Consider the following 15,200-nt stretch of genomic DNA (forward strand, 5'->3'; position numbering starts at 1 on the left):
CCGCGCCGCGGCGGCTCCGCTGCGCCGGGGGCCGCGCGGGTCAGGCCGGCCGGGTGGGCGCCAGGCCGGTGTCGGCGATCCGGTCGCGCAGCGGCCGGCGGCGCAGCGCGGCGAGCACCGCGTACAGCTCGTCGGCCAGGGGTACGGGCAGCTCGGCGTCGAGCCCTCGCATGGCGGTGGTGGTGGCCGCCCACTCCGCCTCGATCACCGGCAGCAGGGCGTGCGCCCGGTCGGTGAGGGTGACGATGCGCTGCCGGGCGTCCGCGCCGGGAGCCAGGACGACCAGGCCGGCGCGGGCCATCTGGGCGACGCTCTGGCTGGCCGCGGAGTGGGTGACGCCGACCCGGGCGGCCAGGTCGCGGATCGCGAGGGGCCCGTCGGCGACCAGCACCCGCACCAGCGGTGAGAAGCGCGGTCGGTAGTCGGCCAGGTCGAGGTCGGCGTAGACGGCGGCGACGTCGCCGTCGAGCAGCTCGAGAACGTGGCGCAGCAGGGTGCCGAGGGCCTCGCGGTCGGGGGTGGCGGTCACGTCCGCTAATGTAACAGCGCTGTTGTATCTGGGCCGTGGGAGGGGAACCCGATGTATCCACCGATCGAGCCGTACGCGCAGGGCCAGCTCGACGTCGGCGACGGCCAGCGGATGCACTGGGAGACCTGCGGCAACCCCGACGGCCGGCCGGCCCTGGTGGTGCACGGCGGCCCCGGCTCCGGCGCGGGCGCCTCGTGGCGGCGGCTGTTCAACCCGGCCGCCTACCGGATCGTCCTGTTCGACCAGCGCGGCTGCGGCCGCAGCACCCCGCCCGCCAGCGATCCGGCCACCGACCTGTCGGTCAACACCACGGCGCACCTGCTGGCCGACATGGAACGGCTGCGCGAACACCTGGGCGTCGACCGGTGGCTGCTCTGCGGCGCCTCCTGGGGCTCGTCGCTGTCCCTGGCGTACGCCCAGCGCCACCCGCAGCGGGTCACCGCGCTGGTGCTGTTCAGCGTGGTCGCCAACACCCGCCGGGAGATCGACTGGGTGACCCGGGACATGGGCCGGATCTTCCCCGAGGAGTGGGCCCGCTTCCGCGACGGCGTGCCGGCGGCCGAGCGCGACGGCGACCTGTCCGCCGCGTACGCCCGCCTCGTCAACGACCCGGACCCGCGGGTGCGCGACCGGGCCGCCCGGGACTGGTGCGCCTGGGAGGACGTGCACGTCTCCCTGGCCGGCGGGTTCGCGCCCAGCCCCCGCTACGCCGACCCGGTGTTCCGGGCCGGCTTCACCCGGCTGGTCACCCACTACTTCAGCAACCTCGGGTTCCTGCCGGACGGGCAGCTGCTGCGCGACGCCGGCCAGCTCGCCGGGATCCCCGGCGTCCTGGTGCAGGGCCGCCTGGACGTCAGCGGCCCGCCGGACATCGCCTGGCAGCTCACCCGGAACTGGCCCGACGCCCGGCTGGAGATCGTCGAGTCCGGCGGCCACGGCAGCGGCCACGGGGTGGGCGAGCGGGTGGTCGCCGCCCTGGACGCCTTCGCCCGCGCCTGACCCGCGCCACCCGGCGGTCGCGCGGGGCCGCCGGCAGGGCCCGGACCGAAGCGGGTAAGGCGGCGGCCGGCAGGGCCCGGACCGAAGGGGATTAGGCGGCGGCCAGCAGGGCCCGGACCGAAGCGGATCAGGCGGCGGCCAGCAGGGCCCGGATCGGGGCGGCCTTCGCGGCGGCCTCGGCGACCTCGGCGGCCGGGTCGCTGCCCCAGGTGATGCCGCCACCGGCCCACAGGTGCAGCCGCTCGGCGTCCGCGGCGGCGGTGCGGATGGTCAAGCCCAGGTCCACGCGGCCCGGCCCGACCCAGCCGAGCGCGCCCATGCTCGCGCCGCGGCCCACCGGCTCCAGAGCGGCGATCCCGTCCAGGGCGGCGAGCTTCGGGGCGCCGGTCACCGACCCGCCGGGGCAGACCGCGCGCAGCAGGTCGGCCAGGCCCAGCCCGTCGGCGGGCGCGGCGGACACCGTCGACTCGGCCTGCCACAGGTCACACCACCGGCGTACGGCGAACAGCTCGTCGACCCGCACCGAGCCGGTGCGGGCCACCCGGGCCAGGTCGTTGCGTTCCAGGTCGACGATCATGACGTGCTCGGCGCGTTCCTTGCCCGAGGCGAGCAGCTCGCGGCGGCCGGCCGGGGTGGCCGGGCGGGTGCCCTTGATCGGCCGGGTGATCAGGCGGCCGCCCTCCACGGCGACGAGGGTCTCCGGGGAGGCGCAGCCGATCGCCCAGCCGAGCCCGGACAGGGTGCCGCCGTAGCGGGCGCCGGGCAGCGCGCCCAGCCGCGCGAGGGCGGGCAGCGGATCGCCGGCGTACCCGACGGCGGCGTGGCCCACGATGGTGACCTGGTAGACGTCGCCGCGCCCGATGGCCGCCCGGACCGCCGTCACGGCCTGGGCGTGCGCGGCCGGCGTCCAGCTGTCCCGCCACGGGCCCAGCCACCAGCCGCCCGGTCCGGGGCCGTCCTGCGGGGCCGGCCGGTCGGCGTGGCCGTAGACCACCACCACGAGGTCCGGCAGCGCGGGCACCGGGGTGGGTGCGCCCGTCGCGCCGCCGGCGGCCCGGGCTCCGGCCGCGGCGGACAGGAACAGTGCGGCGCCGCAGGTCCCGTGCGGGTCGTGGGCGGCCGGCCGGGCCAGGTCGGTCAGGGCCACGCCGTGCGCGGCCAGGAAGTCCTCGGCGAGTCTCGCCGGGTCGCCGCCGTCGGCGAGCCACCATTCCAGCCGGGCCCGTTCCACGAGCCGGTCCCGGCACTGGGGCGGCGCCGCGGGCACGTCGACCCGCACCGATGGGAGCGCTTCCACGCCGTCCGGTCGGTTCACACTCATCCGTTCAGCCGATTTCGGGTGAACAAGCCGCATCCTTGCTCGATAGCGCGCGCTTCCGCTTGGTACTGTGCGTCACTGGTCATGTGAACCATGACACAGTGCCCCCACAGTCCGGAGAACCCGATGTGCCAGCACCTACCCACCTGCCCCTCCGCTGAGGCGACCGATCGCGAAGCCGCACGCGTCATCGCCTGCTTCCGTGAGCAGGGCTGGAGCCTGCTCTGCAACGGTGTCATCGTCTTCGAGGACACCGGTGAGCTGCTCCCCGACGGCAGCACCATCGCCCCGCACCGCGGCCCCGCCCGGCACGCCCTCGTCGCCTGACCATCACGCTCCGTCAGGGAGCGTACGCGTCGGCCCCACCGGTCGACGCGCCGGCCGGGGCGGCGGCTCTGCACCGCCCCGGCGCGCTGCGCCTCAGCTCTCGAACGCCTCCGGCGCCGGACACGAGCAGACCAGGTTCCGGTCGCCGTACGCGCCGTCGATCCGCCGCACCGGCGGCCAGTACTTCCCCGCCCGCTGCACGCCGGCCGGGTACGCGCCCACCGACCGCGGGTACGGGTGCGGCCACTCGTCACCCGACACCATCGCCGCGGTGTGCGGCGCGTTGGACAGCGGGTTGTCCCCCGCCGGCCACTCCCCCGAGCCGACCTTGTCGATCTCCGCGCGGATGGCGATCATCGCGTCGCAGAACCGGTCCAGCTCGGCCAGGTCCTCGCTCTCGGTCGGCTCCACCATCAGCGTCCCGGCCACCGGGAACGACATCGTCGGCGCGTGGAAGCCGTAGTCGATCAGCCGCTTCGCCACGTCGTCCACGCTCACCCCGGTCGTCTTCGTCAGCGGCCGCAGGTCCAGGATGCACTCGTGCGCCACCAGGCCCTTGTTGCCGGCGTACAGCACCGGGAAGTGCTGCCGCAGCCGCGCGGCCACGTAGTTCGCCGCGAGGACCGCCACACCGGTGGCCCGCGCCAGCCCCTCGGCGCCCATCATCCGCAGGTACGCCCACGGGATCGGCAGGATCCCCGCCGACCCGTGGTTCGCCGCGGAGATCGCCGGCCGCCCGTCGCTGTGCGCGCCCAGCGGGTCGCCGGGCAGGAACGGCGCCAGGTGCGCCCGCACCGCCACCGGGCCCACGCCGGGGCCGCCACCGCCGTGCGGGATGCAGAACGTCTTGTGCAGGTTCAGGTGCGACACGTCCGCCCCGAACCGGCCCGGCTTGGCGAACCCGACGAGCGCGTTGAGGTTCGCGCCGTCGACGTACACCTGCCCGCCGGCGTCGTGCACCTTCGCGCACAGCTGCGCGATGCCCGTCTCGTACACCCCGTGGGTGGACGGGTAGGTCACCATGATCGCGGCGAGCGCGTCCCGGTGCTTGTCGATCTTCGCGTCGAGGTCGACGAGGTCGACGTTGCCGTCGTCGTCGCAGCCGACCACGACGACCCGCATGCCGGCCATCACCGCCGACGCGGCGTTGGTGCCGTGCGCCGACGACGGGATCAGGCACACGTCGCGGTGCGCCTCGCCGCGCTCGCGGTGGTAGGCCCGGATGGCCAGCAGCCCGGCCAGCTCCCCCTGCGACCCGGCGTTGGGCTGCACGCTGACCGCGTCGTAGCCGGTGACCTCGGCCAGCCAGCCCTCCAGCTGGGCGATCAGCTCCCGGTAGCCGGCGGTCTGCTCCGCCGGGGCGAACGGGTGCAGGTGCGCGAACTCCGGCCAGGTGACCGGCTCCATCTCGGTGGTGGCGTTCAGCTTCATCGTGCACGACCCCAGCGGGATCATCCCCCGGTCCAGGGCGTAGTCGAAGTCCGACAGCCGGCGCAGATAGCGCAGCATCGCCGTCTCCGAGTGGTGCGTGCGGAACGCCGGGTGGGTCAGGAAGTCGCTGCAGCGGGCCAGGTCGTCGGGCAGCGCCGCGTCCACCTCGCCGTCGACCCCGGCGACGCCGAACGCCGCCCACACCGCCGCCAGGTGCGCGGCGGTGGTGGTCTCGTCGCAGGAGATGCCGACCCGGTCGGCGTCGACCAGCCGCAGGTTCACGTTCCGCCGCGCGGCGGCGGCCACCACCTCGGCTGCCCGCCCCGGCACGGTCGCGGTGACGGTGTCGAAGAACGCGACGTCCGCGACCTCGACGTCGCCGGCGCGCAGCCCGGCCGCGAGCCGCGCCGCCGCCTCATGGGTACGCCGGGCGATGTCCCGCAGCCCGTCCGGGCCGTGGTAGACGGCGTACATGCCGGCCATCACGGCCAGGAGCACCTGCGCGGTGCAGATGTTGCTGGTCGCCTTCTCCCGGCGGATGTGCTGCTCGCGGGTCTGCAACGCCAGCCGGTACGCCGGGTTGCCGTCGGCGTCCTTGGACACCCCGACGAGCCGGCCGGGCAGCATCCGCTCCAGCCCGGACCGGACGGCCAGGTAGCCGGCGTGCGGGCCGCCGAAGCCCATCGGCACGCCGAAGCGCTGGGTGGTGCCGGCGGCGATGTCGGCGCCGATCTCGCCGGGCGGGCGCAGCAGGGTCAACGCCAGCAGGTCCGCGGCGACCGTCACGAGCGCGCCGGCGGCGTGCGCGGCCTCCACCAGCGGGGTGTGGTCGCGCACCGCGCCGGACGCCCCCGGGTACTGCAGGTGCAGGCCGAAGAACTCGGCGGGCAACTCGTCGCGCTCCACGTCGAGCACCCGCACGTCGATGCCGAGCGGCTCCGCGCGGCTGGTGATCACCGCGATGGTCTGCGGCAGGGTGTCCGCGTCGACCACGTACACCGGGCTCTTGGTCTTCGCCGCACGGCGGGCGAGGGTCATGGCCTCGGCCGCGGCGGTGCCCTCGTCGAGCATCGAGGCGTTGGCGGTGGCCAGCCCGGTCAGGTCGGTGACCATGGTCTGGAAGTTCAGCAGCGCTTCGAGGCGGCCCTGGCTGATCTCCGGCTGGTACGGCGTGTACGCGGTGTACCAGGCGGGGTTCTCCAGCACGTTGCGGCGGATCACCGCCGGGGTGTGCGTGCCGTGGTAGCCCAGCCCGATCATCGACACGGCGACGGTGTTGCGGGCGGCCAGGGCGCGCAGCTCGGCGATGGCCTCCCGCTCGCTGGCCGGGGCGGGCAGGTCCAGGGCGCCGTGCCAGCGGATCACCTCGGGGATCGCGGCGTCCATCAGCTCGTCGATGGAGCTGTGGCCGACGGTCTCCAGCATCCGGCGCTCGTCGTCCGGGCCGGGGCCGATGTGCCGGTCGGCGAACTGCTCTGCGGTCATGCGCTGCGCTCCTTGCGGGGGCGAGGTCGACGGGTCGGCCTCCCCCTGAGTCGCGCTGACGCGCTCCACAGCGCCTGCCCACGTGGTCCTTTTGCCTGAGAGGTTCCGGGGAGAATCTGCCCCTTCGGCGCCGTCCGGGTGCTTCCCGGGCGGTCTCTCCCACGTGGGTGGTACCGGCATGGTCAACGCTACCAGCGACCATGTTTCCGGCTCATGTCGTACCCGGCGGGGCGTGGGTCACACGGCGGCGGGAACCGGTCCGGCGGCGACCCGGTCGGCCAGGGCGGTCAGCGTGGCGCCCAGCGGCGCGTCGAGGGTGAGGGTGGCGTGCCCGTCGCCGCGGGTGGGGCCCTGGTTGACGATGGCCACCGGGATGCCGAGCTTCGCCGCGCGCAGCACGAACCGGCGTCCCGACATGACGGTCAGGGAGGAGCCGAGCACCAGCAGCGCCCGGGCCCGCTCGACCCGGGCGAAACAGTCGGCGACCCGCGGCGCGGGCACCGTCTCGCCGAAGAACACCACGTCGGGTTTGAGCATCCCGGCGCCGCAGATGCCGCAGTCGACGGTGCGGAAGCGGGCCACCGCCTCGTCGGGCAGGTCCACGTCGCCGTCGGGGTTGACGTGCGCGACGTGCGCGTCGAAGCCGGGGTTGGCCTCGGTCAGCCGCCGGTCCAGCTCGTCGCGGGAGGTCAGGTTCCCGCAGTCCAGGCAGGTCACCTCGTCGAGACGGCCGTGCAGCTCGACCACGCCGGTGGCGCCGGCGGCGGTGTGCAGGCCGTCGACGTTCTGGGTGATGATCCCGCCGAGCAGGCCGGCGCGTTGCAGCCGGGCGACCGCCCGGTGCCCGTCGTTGGGGGCGGCCCGGGCGATCAACCGCCAGCCCAGGTGGCTGCGCGCCCAGTAGCGCCGCCGCGCGTCCGGGTCGCGGGTGAACGCCTGGTAGGTCATCGGGGTGTGCCGGCGGGCCGCGCCGGAGGGCCCCCGGTAGTCCGGGATGCCCGACTCGGTGGACAGGCCGGCGCCGCTGAGCACCACCACGTCCCCGGCGCCCACCAGCCGGGTCAACGCGTCGAACGTCTCGGTCACCCGTCCATGCTGCCTCGCCCGACCGCCGCCGACGACCCCGACCCCGCCGGTCGCGGCCGCTCGCCGGGTGGGGGCCCGGTCGCGGGGCTAGGTTGAGGGCATGCGCGTCGTCATCGCCGGAGGCCACGGGAAGATCGCCAAACTGCTGGAGCGGGAACTCGCCGGCCGCGGCGACACCGCCGTCGGGTTGATCCGCAACCCGGAGCACGCGGCCGCGCTGCGCGCCGCCGGCGCCGAACCGGTCGTCTGCGACCTGGAACACACCGACGTCGACACCGTCGCCGGGCACCTGGCCGGCGCCGACGCGGTGGTCTTCGCCGCCGGCGCGGGCCCGGGCAGCGGCGCGGCCCGCAAGGACACCGTCGACCGGGCCGCCGCCGTGCTGCTCGCCGACGCCGCGCAACGCGCCGGGGTCCGCCGCTACCTGCTGGTCTCCTCGATGGGCGTGGACCGGCCCCCGAAGGCCGGCGCCGACGAGGTGTGGGCGGCGTACCTGCGGGCGAAGAAAGCCGCCGAGGACGACCTCCGCGGCCGGGACCTCGACGTCACCGTGCTGCGCCCCGGTCGGCTCACCGACGACGCGCCGGTCGGCCGGATCACCCTGGCCGGGCACGTCGACCCCGGGGCGGTCACCCGCGCCGACGTGGCCCGGGTCCTGCTCGCCCTGCTGGCCGCCCCGGACACCGCCGGGCTCACCCTGGAGCTGGTCGGCGGGGAGACCCCCATCGCCGAGGCGGTCACCCGCGCCGCTGCGCGTTGAGCCGGGCCGCCTGTCGGGTGAGGTGGTCGCGTTCGGGAAGGCTGGGCGCCGACCGGGCGGCCTCGGCGTAGAGCCGCGCCGCGGTTACCGGGTCGCCGTCACGCTCGTGCAGGTACGCCGCGACGGCGGCGTGGCGGGGCAGGGCCGGGTCGAGCCCGGCCAGGGCGGCCAGGCCGGCCCGCGGGCCGTCGGCCTCGCCGACCGCGACAGCCCGGTTGAGGCGGGCCACCGGGCTGTCGGTGAGGCGCACCAGTTCGTCGTACCACTCGACGATCTGCACCCAGTCGGTCTCCTCGACCGTCCGGGCGTCGGCGTGGAGCGCGGCGATGGCCGCCTGGGCCTGGAACTCGCCCAGGCGGTCGCGGGCGAGGGCGCTCTGGAGCACGTCGACGCCCTCGGCGATCAGGCGGGTGTTCCACCGCCCGCGGTCCTGCTCGGCGAGCGGCACGAGCCGGCCGTCGGGGCCGGTCCGCGCCGGGCGCCGAGCGTGGTGCAGCAGCATGAGCGCGAGCAGGCCCGCGACCTCCTCGTGGTGGGTCCGGGCCGCCAGCTCACGGGTGAGCCGGATCGCCTCCCCGGCGAGGTCGACGTCACCGGAGTAGCCCTCGTTGAACACCAGGTAGAGCACGCGCAGCACCGTGGCGATGTCACCGGGCTGGCGGAACCGGACCCCCGAGACGGTCCGCTTGGCCCGGCTGATCCGCTGGGCCATGGTCGCCTCCGGCACGAGGTAGGCCTGCGCGATCTGACGCGTGGTCAGGCCGCCCACCGCGCGCAGCGTGAGCGCGACGGCCGACGCCGGTGTCAGGGACGGGTGCGCGCACAGGAAATACAGCTGAAGCGTGTCGTCCGCCGCCTCCCCCGGGCCAGGTAGGGGCTCGCCCTCGACGCGGGCCTCCCGGTGCCGTCGGGAGTCATCGGCGCGGACGGCGTCGAGGAACTTGCGCCACGCCACCGTGACCAGCCAGCCCTTGACCTCGCGCGGCGGGTCGTCCGGCCACACCCGCACGGCCTCGACCAAGGCGTCCTGGACGGCATCCTCGGCCGCCGCGAAGTCGGCTCCGCGACGGACGAGGATCCCGATCACGGTGGGGGTGAGGGTCCGCAGCAGAGCCTCATCCACCGTGCGTCACTCCGTGATCGTCGGGGCCTCGCCCAGGAACGGGCGCACCTCGAGCCACTCGTGGATCGGCTTCCCACCCGCACCCGGAGCCGCGGACAGCTCCCCGGCCAGCTCGAGCGCCCGCTCGTAGGTCTCGACGTCGATCACCATCCAGCCGGCGATGAGGTCCTTGGTCTCCGCGAACGGACCGTCGGTGACCGGCGGCCGCCCCTCGCCGTCGTAGCGGACGAACGTGCCCTCCGGGGAGAGCGCCTGACCGTCGACGAACTCGCCGATGCCCTCGAGCCGGGCGGCGAAGTCACGCATGTACTGCACGTGGGCCGAAACCTCCTCCGGCGTCCACTGGTCCATCGGCACGTCGTTGACCGCCGCCGGCGCGCCCCGGTAGTGCTTGAGCAGCAGGTACTTGGCCATCGTGTTCTCCTCGGAGCGGTACGGCCATTGTGGCCGTGTTCACGCCAGGGACGGAGCCGCGCCCCGGTTCTCGACATCCCGCCGCGACATTTTCTGGCCGACTTTTCCCAGACTCCGCGCACGTGACGGCCCGGCCCACCGGGGTCACCCCGGTGGGCCGGGCCGCCGCTCAGCGCTGATGGCGGGGCAGCGCCACCTGCGGCTGCCCACCGCCGACCGCGGGCACCTCCCGGGCGATCCGCTCCATCGTCCGCGACAGCTGCTCGCTGCCGTCGTCGAGGTGGCGGGCCGCCGCCTGCATGTGCGAGATCATCATCTCGCCGAAGATCCGCAGGGCCTCCCGGGTGGCCACCGAGTCGTCGAAGTTCACCCCGGCGGTGCTGCGGTACTCCGTCACCGCCCGCTCGGCCTCCTGCTTCGCCTCCTCCGCCGCGGCCTGCATGTAGCTCTCGTACTGCATCCGGGCGTACTCGGCGACCCGGCGGGCGTAGTCGTGGGCCTGCGCGATGATCTGCTCGGCCTCCCGCTGCGCCGCCGACAGCAGGTTCACCTCCTTCGCCGCGGGCGCAGCCGCCGCGGTGTCGGCGCTCGGGATCACCCCGTGCCGGTGCAGCTCCAGGTGGTCGTTGAGCCGCTCGTTCTCGGCCCGCAGGTTCGCCAGCTGAGTGGCCAGCAGGTCCAGCTCGTCGGCCACCTGCAGCCGGAACCGGTCCACGTCGGCGTGGTCGTAGCCACGGCGGGTGAACGACGCCGACCCGAACTCCCACCGGCGCACCCGGTCGGCGCTGAGGCGCACCTGCACCGCACCACCGGTCACCTGGCCCTCGTACCTGCTGATCGGGGTCGCACTCACCGAGCCACCCCCGTTCGCGACTGCGGGGCTCGCAACTTCGACTCACTCCTCGCACTCACCGAGCCACCCCCGTTCGCGACTGCGGGGCTCGCAACTTCGGCTCACTCACCGGACACCTCCGGAATCGTCAGGGGCGGTCATGGTCCGGAACGCCGGCCCGTACCAGTGCTTGCCGAAACCCTCGTGGTGCAGCTGGCCCGGCTGGTAGCCGGCGGCGGTCAGCGCCGCCACCGAATGGCTCACCATCTCGTCGGAGCCGCACACGTACACGTGCCGGGACCGCCAGTCGCCGTCGGCCAGGGCCTGATCGGCCACCTGCACGAACTCACCCGGCCGCCGCGGGTCCGACCCCGCCACGTACGTCACCCGCAGCCACGGGTACGAGGCGGCGAACTTGTCGATCGCCTCGCTGTCGTAGAACTCCAGCCGGGAGCGGGCCCCCACGTACAGGTCCACCCGGCGGCCCACGCCCTCCGCGGCGACCTGCTCCAGCAGGGACTTCACCGGCGCCCAGCCGGTGCCACCGGCCATCAGCAGCAGATCCGACGACCCGGCCTGCCACAACGACAACTGGTCGCCCACCGGCGCGGCCAGGTGCAACTGGTCACCCACCGCGCACCCGTACACCAGCCGCGACGACACCGCGCCACCCGGCGCGGCCCGCACGTGCAGCTCCAGCGTCCCGTCCGGGCGGGGCGCGTTCGCCGGCGAGTAGTAACGCCACGACCGCACCGCCGGGTGGGACACCCCGATCGACTGGCCCGGGGTGAACTGCAGCAGGTACTGCGGGCGCACCGTCAGCACCGCCACGTCGAACGTGCGCCGCTCGTGCCCGAGGATCTCCGCCACCCACCACGGCGGGGACTTCGCCTCCGCCGCCTGCGCGGCGTCCATCATCACCTGCGCGACCAGCCCGTACGCGGCCGCCCAGTCGGCGGCCAGCTCGTCGGTCCACGCCTCGCCGGAGAAGTGCCGCAGCGTCGCCAGCAGCGCGTCACCGACCGCCGGGTAGTGCTCGGCGCGCACCGCGAACTTGCGGTGATCCGCGCCGAGGTCCTGGAGGAACCCGACGAGCCGGTCCACCTGGTCCACGTGGGACACGATGTGCCCCAGCGCGTTCACCAGGCGGTCCCGCTGCCCGGCCATGTTCGTGGGGAACATCTGCCGGGTCTCCGGGTACGCCAGGAACAACGTCGAATAGAAGTAGAGCGGCACCTGGTCGCCGTGCGCGGCGACCACGGACCAGCTCTGCTTGAGCCTTGCCGCATCCACGGCTCAGGCGTTCCCCGACGACACGACCTGGTCCTGGACCTGACCCAGCACGACGTGCACGTCGGCGATCACGTCGGCCGGCACCCCCAGCTCGACCAGCGTCGCGGTCAGGTGCTCGCCGACCTTCACGTAGTGCGCCACCGGGATGTTCAGCGGCTGGTGCGCCTCGGCCAGCCCCCGACCCGCGTACTCGTTCGGGCCGCCGAGCACCACGGCGAGCATCAGCGCCAGGTGCCGCCGCTGCTCGGGCATGTTCACGTCGGTGAAGTAGCCGGCCAGGTCCGGGTCGGCCAGCACCTTGTCGTAGAACAGCTCCACCGCGGCCTTCACCGCGGCGGCGCCGCCGATGCGCTCGTAATGGGAGATCGGGGTGGTCTCTTCGGTCACCGTCATGGTGGTTCCTTCCGGGAGGGGGCAACGCGACCAGCGCCGCGGAGGGGGCAACCGGCAGCCCGCGCGCATCCCACCCGGCTCCACCGAACGGCCACGCGCAAGCGACCGTGTCGGACCATAGCGTGCCCGCCGAAACGGTTCAGCCCTGCCCTATCCGATTCCCGACAACCATCGATCACGGACAGTCAACAACTCCGTCGGGGCGCTTGCGGGACGCGAGCACACCGACACGCTGGGTGGATGCCATCACCACCGCGCAACGTCGACGGTCCCTTTCGGACAGCACCCGCCGGCGATCCGCCCGGCCGCCGTTTCCGCACGTCACGGCCGCACCACCCAGCCGCGGACACGGCCACGGCGGGCCCGCGGCACGCCACCGGCCGGACGACACGCGCTGTGATCAAAAAAGGGGACCGCGCCGTGCCCGTTTTGGGCGTGGCGCGGCCCCGCAGGCCACGACGGCGGGCTCAGCCCGCCCGACGACGCGCCCGACGTGCCGCCAACTCGTCACCCACCGACTCGGACTCCGCCTCCACCGGCGGCGCGGCCGGCTCCGGCTGCCCACCCACCGGCTCCGCCGGCAGATGCGACAGCGAACCCTGGATCTCCTTGAACGCGCCACCGATCGCGATGCCGAACACCCCCTGGCCGCCCTGCAACAGGTCGACGACCTCCTCCGGCGACCGGCACTCGTACACCGTCGTCCCGTCCGAGATCAACGTGATGCCCGCCAGGTCCTCCACCCCACGCGACCGCAACGCGTCGATGGCCTTCCGGATGTTCTGCAACGACACCCCGGCGTCCAACAGCCGCTTCACGACCTTCAACACCACCAGGTCGCGGAAGGAGTACAACCGGGACGTCCCCGAGCCCGAGGCGTCCCGCACGCTCGGCACCACCAGACCCGTCCGGGCCCAGTAGTCCAACTGCCGGTAGCTGATGCCCACCGCGTGACACGCGGTCACACCCCGGTAGCCCACCTCACCGTCAACCACCGGGTCGGGCTGCTGCTCCGTATTCGGACCAGGATCTCGCGGCTCATGCATCCGGACAACCTCCCCGCCCGTGCGGTGCCACGCCGTCTCCCCGTGTGCGCACCCCTCGACACCGCAACCCTAGCGCCGACACCGGGAGTTACCCCGCAGGAGAACCCGCGACACGCCGCACCGCCACCCGGAAGATCACCGACGGCGGCCCGCCGTCACCCACCGTGACAACCGCCGCCGCACCGACACCGGCCCACGGCCGGGCCACCTCAGCCCGCGAAGTCCTCCGGACGCACCTGCTCCAGGAACTCCCGGAACTTCTCCACCTCGTCCTCCTGCTCGTCCGGGATCACGATCCCCGCCTCGGAGAGGACCTGCTCGGCACAACGAATCGGAGCACCGACCCGCAACGCCAACGCGATGGAATCGCTCGGCCGCGCCGACACCCGAACGCCGTCACCGATCAACAGATCGGCGTAGAAGACGTTCTCCTTCAACTCGGTGATCTCCACCGCGTGCAACGGCGCCTGCAACGCCGCCAGCACGTCCCGCAGCAGATCGTGGGTCAACGGCCGCGCCGGCTTGACACCCTGCTGCTCGTAGGCGATCGCCGTCGCCTCGACCGCGCCGATCCAGATCGGCAGATAGCGGTCCCCCTCGACCTCCCGCAGCAGGACGATCGGCTGGTTGCTGGGCAGCTCCACCCGAACTCCGACCACGCTCAGCTCGCGCACCGCCGCCTCCGTGTCGTTGTCACCTACGCCCGCACCGCGCCCTTCCCTGCACGGTACACGGACCGCGACACGGGAGTCCCATCCGCTACGTGCACCACGCCTCGCCGCAACGGGTTACCCCGGCAAGCCTACGACACGCTTCCCGGCACAGATCTTTCCGCGCCCGCCCACGGCGAAGGCCGGGCGCCCCCACGACACCCGGCCCCATCCAGCTCACCGACCCAACGTCGACCGCAGCCCCACCCGCACCAACGCCGCGTGCAACTGCTGCGACAACGCCACCAACTCCCGCGCCGTCTCCGCCGCCCGCGCCCGCGCGGCCGGATCCGACTGCCGCGCCAACGGCGCCACCAACTGCGCGAACAGACCGACCTCCCGATCCGCCGCCGTCCGGTACGCCCGCAGGTGCCGCGGCTCCAACCCGTACTCCGCCAGACCCGCCACCGCCCGCGCGATGATCAACGCATCCGTGTCGTACCAGCCCGGCGGATCCGACACCAGCACACCGAGCCGCTCCAACTCGGCCAACGTCGACTCGTCGATGCCGCTGCGGGAAATCAGCTCCGCCCGACCCAGCCGCACCTCCGACGACTCGGCGGACTCCGCCACCTCCCGACCCGGCACCTCACCACCGGGGCCCACCGCCACCAGATTCGGCCGCTGCCGCCCCGACGCCGCACCCGACGAGTCCCACTCCGCCAACTGGTCGCGGATCACCCGCAACGGCAGGTACTGGTCCCGCTGCGCGGTCAGCACGAACCGCAACCGCGCCACATCGTCCCAGCTGAACTTCCGGTAGCCCGCCGGCGTCCGCTCCGGCTCCACCAGGCCCTCGGCCTCCAGGAACCGCAGCTTCGAGATCGTGACGTCCGGAAACTCCACCCGCAACTGCGCCAACACCTCGCCGATGCTCATCAGCGGGGTCGACGACGAGCGCCGCGGGTCGTTCGCCGCCCCGGGCGACGTCGAAGCCGCAGGCCCGTTCACCCCCGGCCGGCCTCCTCCTGCGGACGCGGACCGGCGATGAACACCACCCGGAACTTCCCGATCTGCACCTCGTCGCCGTTGCTCAGCGTCGCCGCCTCGACCCGCTCCCGGTTCACGTACGTGCCGTTCAGGCTGCCCACGTCCCGCACCGTGAACGTGCCACCGTCCCGGTGGAACTCGGCGTGCCGCCGCGACACCGTCACGTCGTCGAGGAAGATGTCACTGTCCGGGTGCCGGCCGCTCGTCGTCACATCGTGGTCCAACAGGAACCGGGCGCCCGCGTTCGGACCCCGGCGAACCACCAGCAACGCCATCCCGGGCGGCAACGAACCGGACATGCGGCTCGGCACCACATCGGTGTCCGGACCCTCCAGCACTTCGTCGAGCGAACCGAGATTGAGCGTCGAAGTGACGTCGAGCGGGGGGAACTCGTCGTCTGGGCGCGTCATGGGGACCACCTCACGGATCTGTTTCGGTCGGCGTCGGGCAATGGCGGGTCTGGC

At 73.8% G+C, this 15,200-nt stretch carries 16 protein-coding genes and 1 riboswitch; of the genes, 3 read left to right on the plus strand and 13 right to left on the minus strand.

Annotated elements, in window-relative coordinates; translation table 11 throughout:
• Window positions 1-40: 40 nt before the first annotated feature.
• Window positions 41-529: a MarR family winged helix-turn-helix transcriptional regulator gene (locus ACFYPD_RS18075; RefSeq protein ID WP_387114267.1), complete on the minus strand. Its 489-nt coding sequence runs from the start codon at window positions 527-529 to the stop codon at window positions 41-43.
• Window positions 530-580: 51 nt separating this feature from the next.
• Here ACFYPD_RS18075 and pip point away from each other — a divergent pair, with 51 nt between their 5' ends.
• Window positions 581-1,528, plus strand: a complete 948-nt coding sequence (pip, locus tag ACFYPD_RS18080; RefSeq protein ID WP_387114270.1) for a prolyl aminopeptidase — start codon at window positions 581-583, stop codon at window positions 1,526-1,528.
• Between the two features lie 127 nt (window positions 1,529-1,655).
• Here the strand turns inward: pip and ACFYPD_RS18085 are convergent, their stop codons facing one another.
• Window positions 1,656-2,849 (minus strand): chorismate-binding protein, encoded by a 1,194-nt coding sequence (locus ACFYPD_RS18085; RefSeq protein ID WP_387114273.1) that lies wholly within the window; start codon window positions 2,847-2,849, stop codon window positions 1,656-1,658.
• Window positions 2,850-2,972: 123 nt separating this feature from the next.
• On the opposite strand from ACFYPD_RS18085, the gene ACFYPD_RS18090 reads away from it, so the two are divergent.
• Window positions 2,973-3,173 (plus strand): DUF5999 family protein, encoded by a 201-nt coding sequence (locus tag ACFYPD_RS18090; protein WP_109947276.1) that lies wholly within the window; start codon window positions 2,973-2,975, stop codon window positions 3,171-3,173.
• Between the two features lie 93 nt (window positions 3,174-3,266).
• Here ACFYPD_RS18090 and gcvP read toward each other — a convergent pair whose 3' ends face one another.
• Both gcvP and ACFYPD_RS18100 read right to left on the minus strand, forming a co-directional pair.
• Window positions 3,267-6,089: an aminomethyl-transferring glycine dehydrogenase gene (gene gcvP / locus ACFYPD_RS18095; RefSeq protein ID WP_387114276.1), complete on the minus strand. Its 2,823-nt coding sequence runs from the start codon at window positions 6,087-6,089 to the stop codon at window positions 3,267-3,269.
• 73 nt (window positions 6,090-6,162) lie between these two features.
• Window positions 6,163-6,261, minus strand: a riboswitch (glycine riboswitch).
• Window positions 6,262-6,326: 65 nt separating this feature from the next.
• A complete protein-coding gene (locus ACFYPD_RS18100; protein WP_387114279.1) occupies window positions 6,327-7,175 on the minus strand; it encodes an NAD-dependent protein deacetylase in 849 nt (282 codons plus the stop codon).
• A 100-nt stretch (window positions 7,176-7,275) separates the two neighbouring features.
• Between ACFYPD_RS18100 and ACFYPD_RS18105 the strand changes: the two genes are divergently transcribed.
• On the plus strand, window positions 7,276-7,935 hold the full coding sequence (locus ACFYPD_RS18105) for an NAD(P)H-binding protein (protein WP_387114282.1): 660 nt from the start codon (window positions 7,276-7,278) through the stop codon (window positions 7,933-7,935).
• Here ACFYPD_RS18105 and ACFYPD_RS18110 read toward each other — a convergent pair.
• From ACFYPD_RS18110 to ACFYPD_RS18150, 9 genes are all read right to left on the minus strand, one after another.
• Window positions 7,913-9,058: an RNA polymerase sigma factor gene (locus ACFYPD_RS18110; protein WP_387114285.1), complete on the minus strand. Its 1,146-nt coding sequence runs from the start codon at window positions 9,056-9,058 to the stop codon at window positions 7,913-7,915. The two genes, ACFYPD_RS18105 and ACFYPD_RS18110, sit on opposite strands and share 23 nt — an antisense overlap.
• 6 nt (window positions 9,059-9,064) lie before the next feature.
• Entirely contained in the window at window positions 9,065-9,472 is a 408-nt protein-coding gene (locus ACFYPD_RS18115; protein WP_387114288.1) for a YciI family protein, read from the minus strand.
• Window positions 9,473-9,641: 169 nt separating this feature from the next.
• Entirely contained in the window at window positions 9,642-10,325 is a 684-nt protein-coding gene (locus ACFYPD_RS18120) for a DivIVA domain-containing protein (RefSeq protein WP_387114291.1), read from the minus strand.
• Window positions 10,326-10,430: 105 nt separating this feature from the next.
• Window positions 10,431-11,597: a globin domain-containing protein gene (locus ACFYPD_RS18125; RefSeq protein ID WP_387114293.1), complete on the minus strand. Its 1,167-nt coding sequence runs from the start codon at window positions 11,595-11,597 to the stop codon at window positions 10,431-10,433.
• A 3-nt stretch (window positions 11,598-11,600) separates the two neighbouring features.
• Window positions 11,601-11,990, minus strand: coding sequence for a group 1 truncated hemoglobin (locus ACFYPD_RS18130; RefSeq protein WP_355055689.1), 390 nt, complete (start codon window positions 11,988-11,990; stop codon window positions 11,601-11,603).
• A 467-nt stretch (window positions 11,991-12,457) separates the two neighbouring features.
• Complete coding sequence (locus tag ACFYPD_RS18135) at window positions 12,458-13,036, minus strand: MerR family transcriptional regulator (RefSeq protein ID WP_387114296.1); 579 nt, start codon at window positions 13,034-13,036, stop codon at window positions 12,458-12,460.
• Window positions 13,037-13,245: 209 nt separating this feature from the next.
• Window positions 13,246-13,710 (minus strand): bifunctional nuclease family protein, encoded by a 465-nt coding sequence (locus ACFYPD_RS18140; protein WP_355352396.1) that lies wholly within the window; start codon window positions 13,708-13,710, stop codon window positions 13,246-13,248.
• A gap of 213 nt (window positions 13,711-13,923) precedes the next feature.
• A complete protein-coding gene (locus ACFYPD_RS18145; protein ID WP_387114299.1) occupies window positions 13,924-14,697 on the minus strand; it encodes a MerR family transcriptional regulator in 774 nt (257 codons plus the stop codon).
• Window positions 14,694-15,146, minus strand: coding sequence for an FHA domain-containing protein (locus tag ACFYPD_RS18150; protein ID WP_387114302.1), 453 nt, complete (start codon window positions 15,144-15,146; stop codon window positions 14,694-14,696). Before ACFYPD_RS18150 ends, ACFYPD_RS18145 begins: the two co-directional genes overlap by 4 nt.
• Between the last annotated feature and the right edge of the window lie 54 nt (window positions 15,147-15,200).

Origin of the sequence: Micromonospora sp. NPDC005299, assembly GCF_042872345.1 — a bacterium.
GTDB lineage: Bacteria > Actinomycetota > Actinomycetes > Mycobacteriales > Micromonosporaceae > Micromonospora.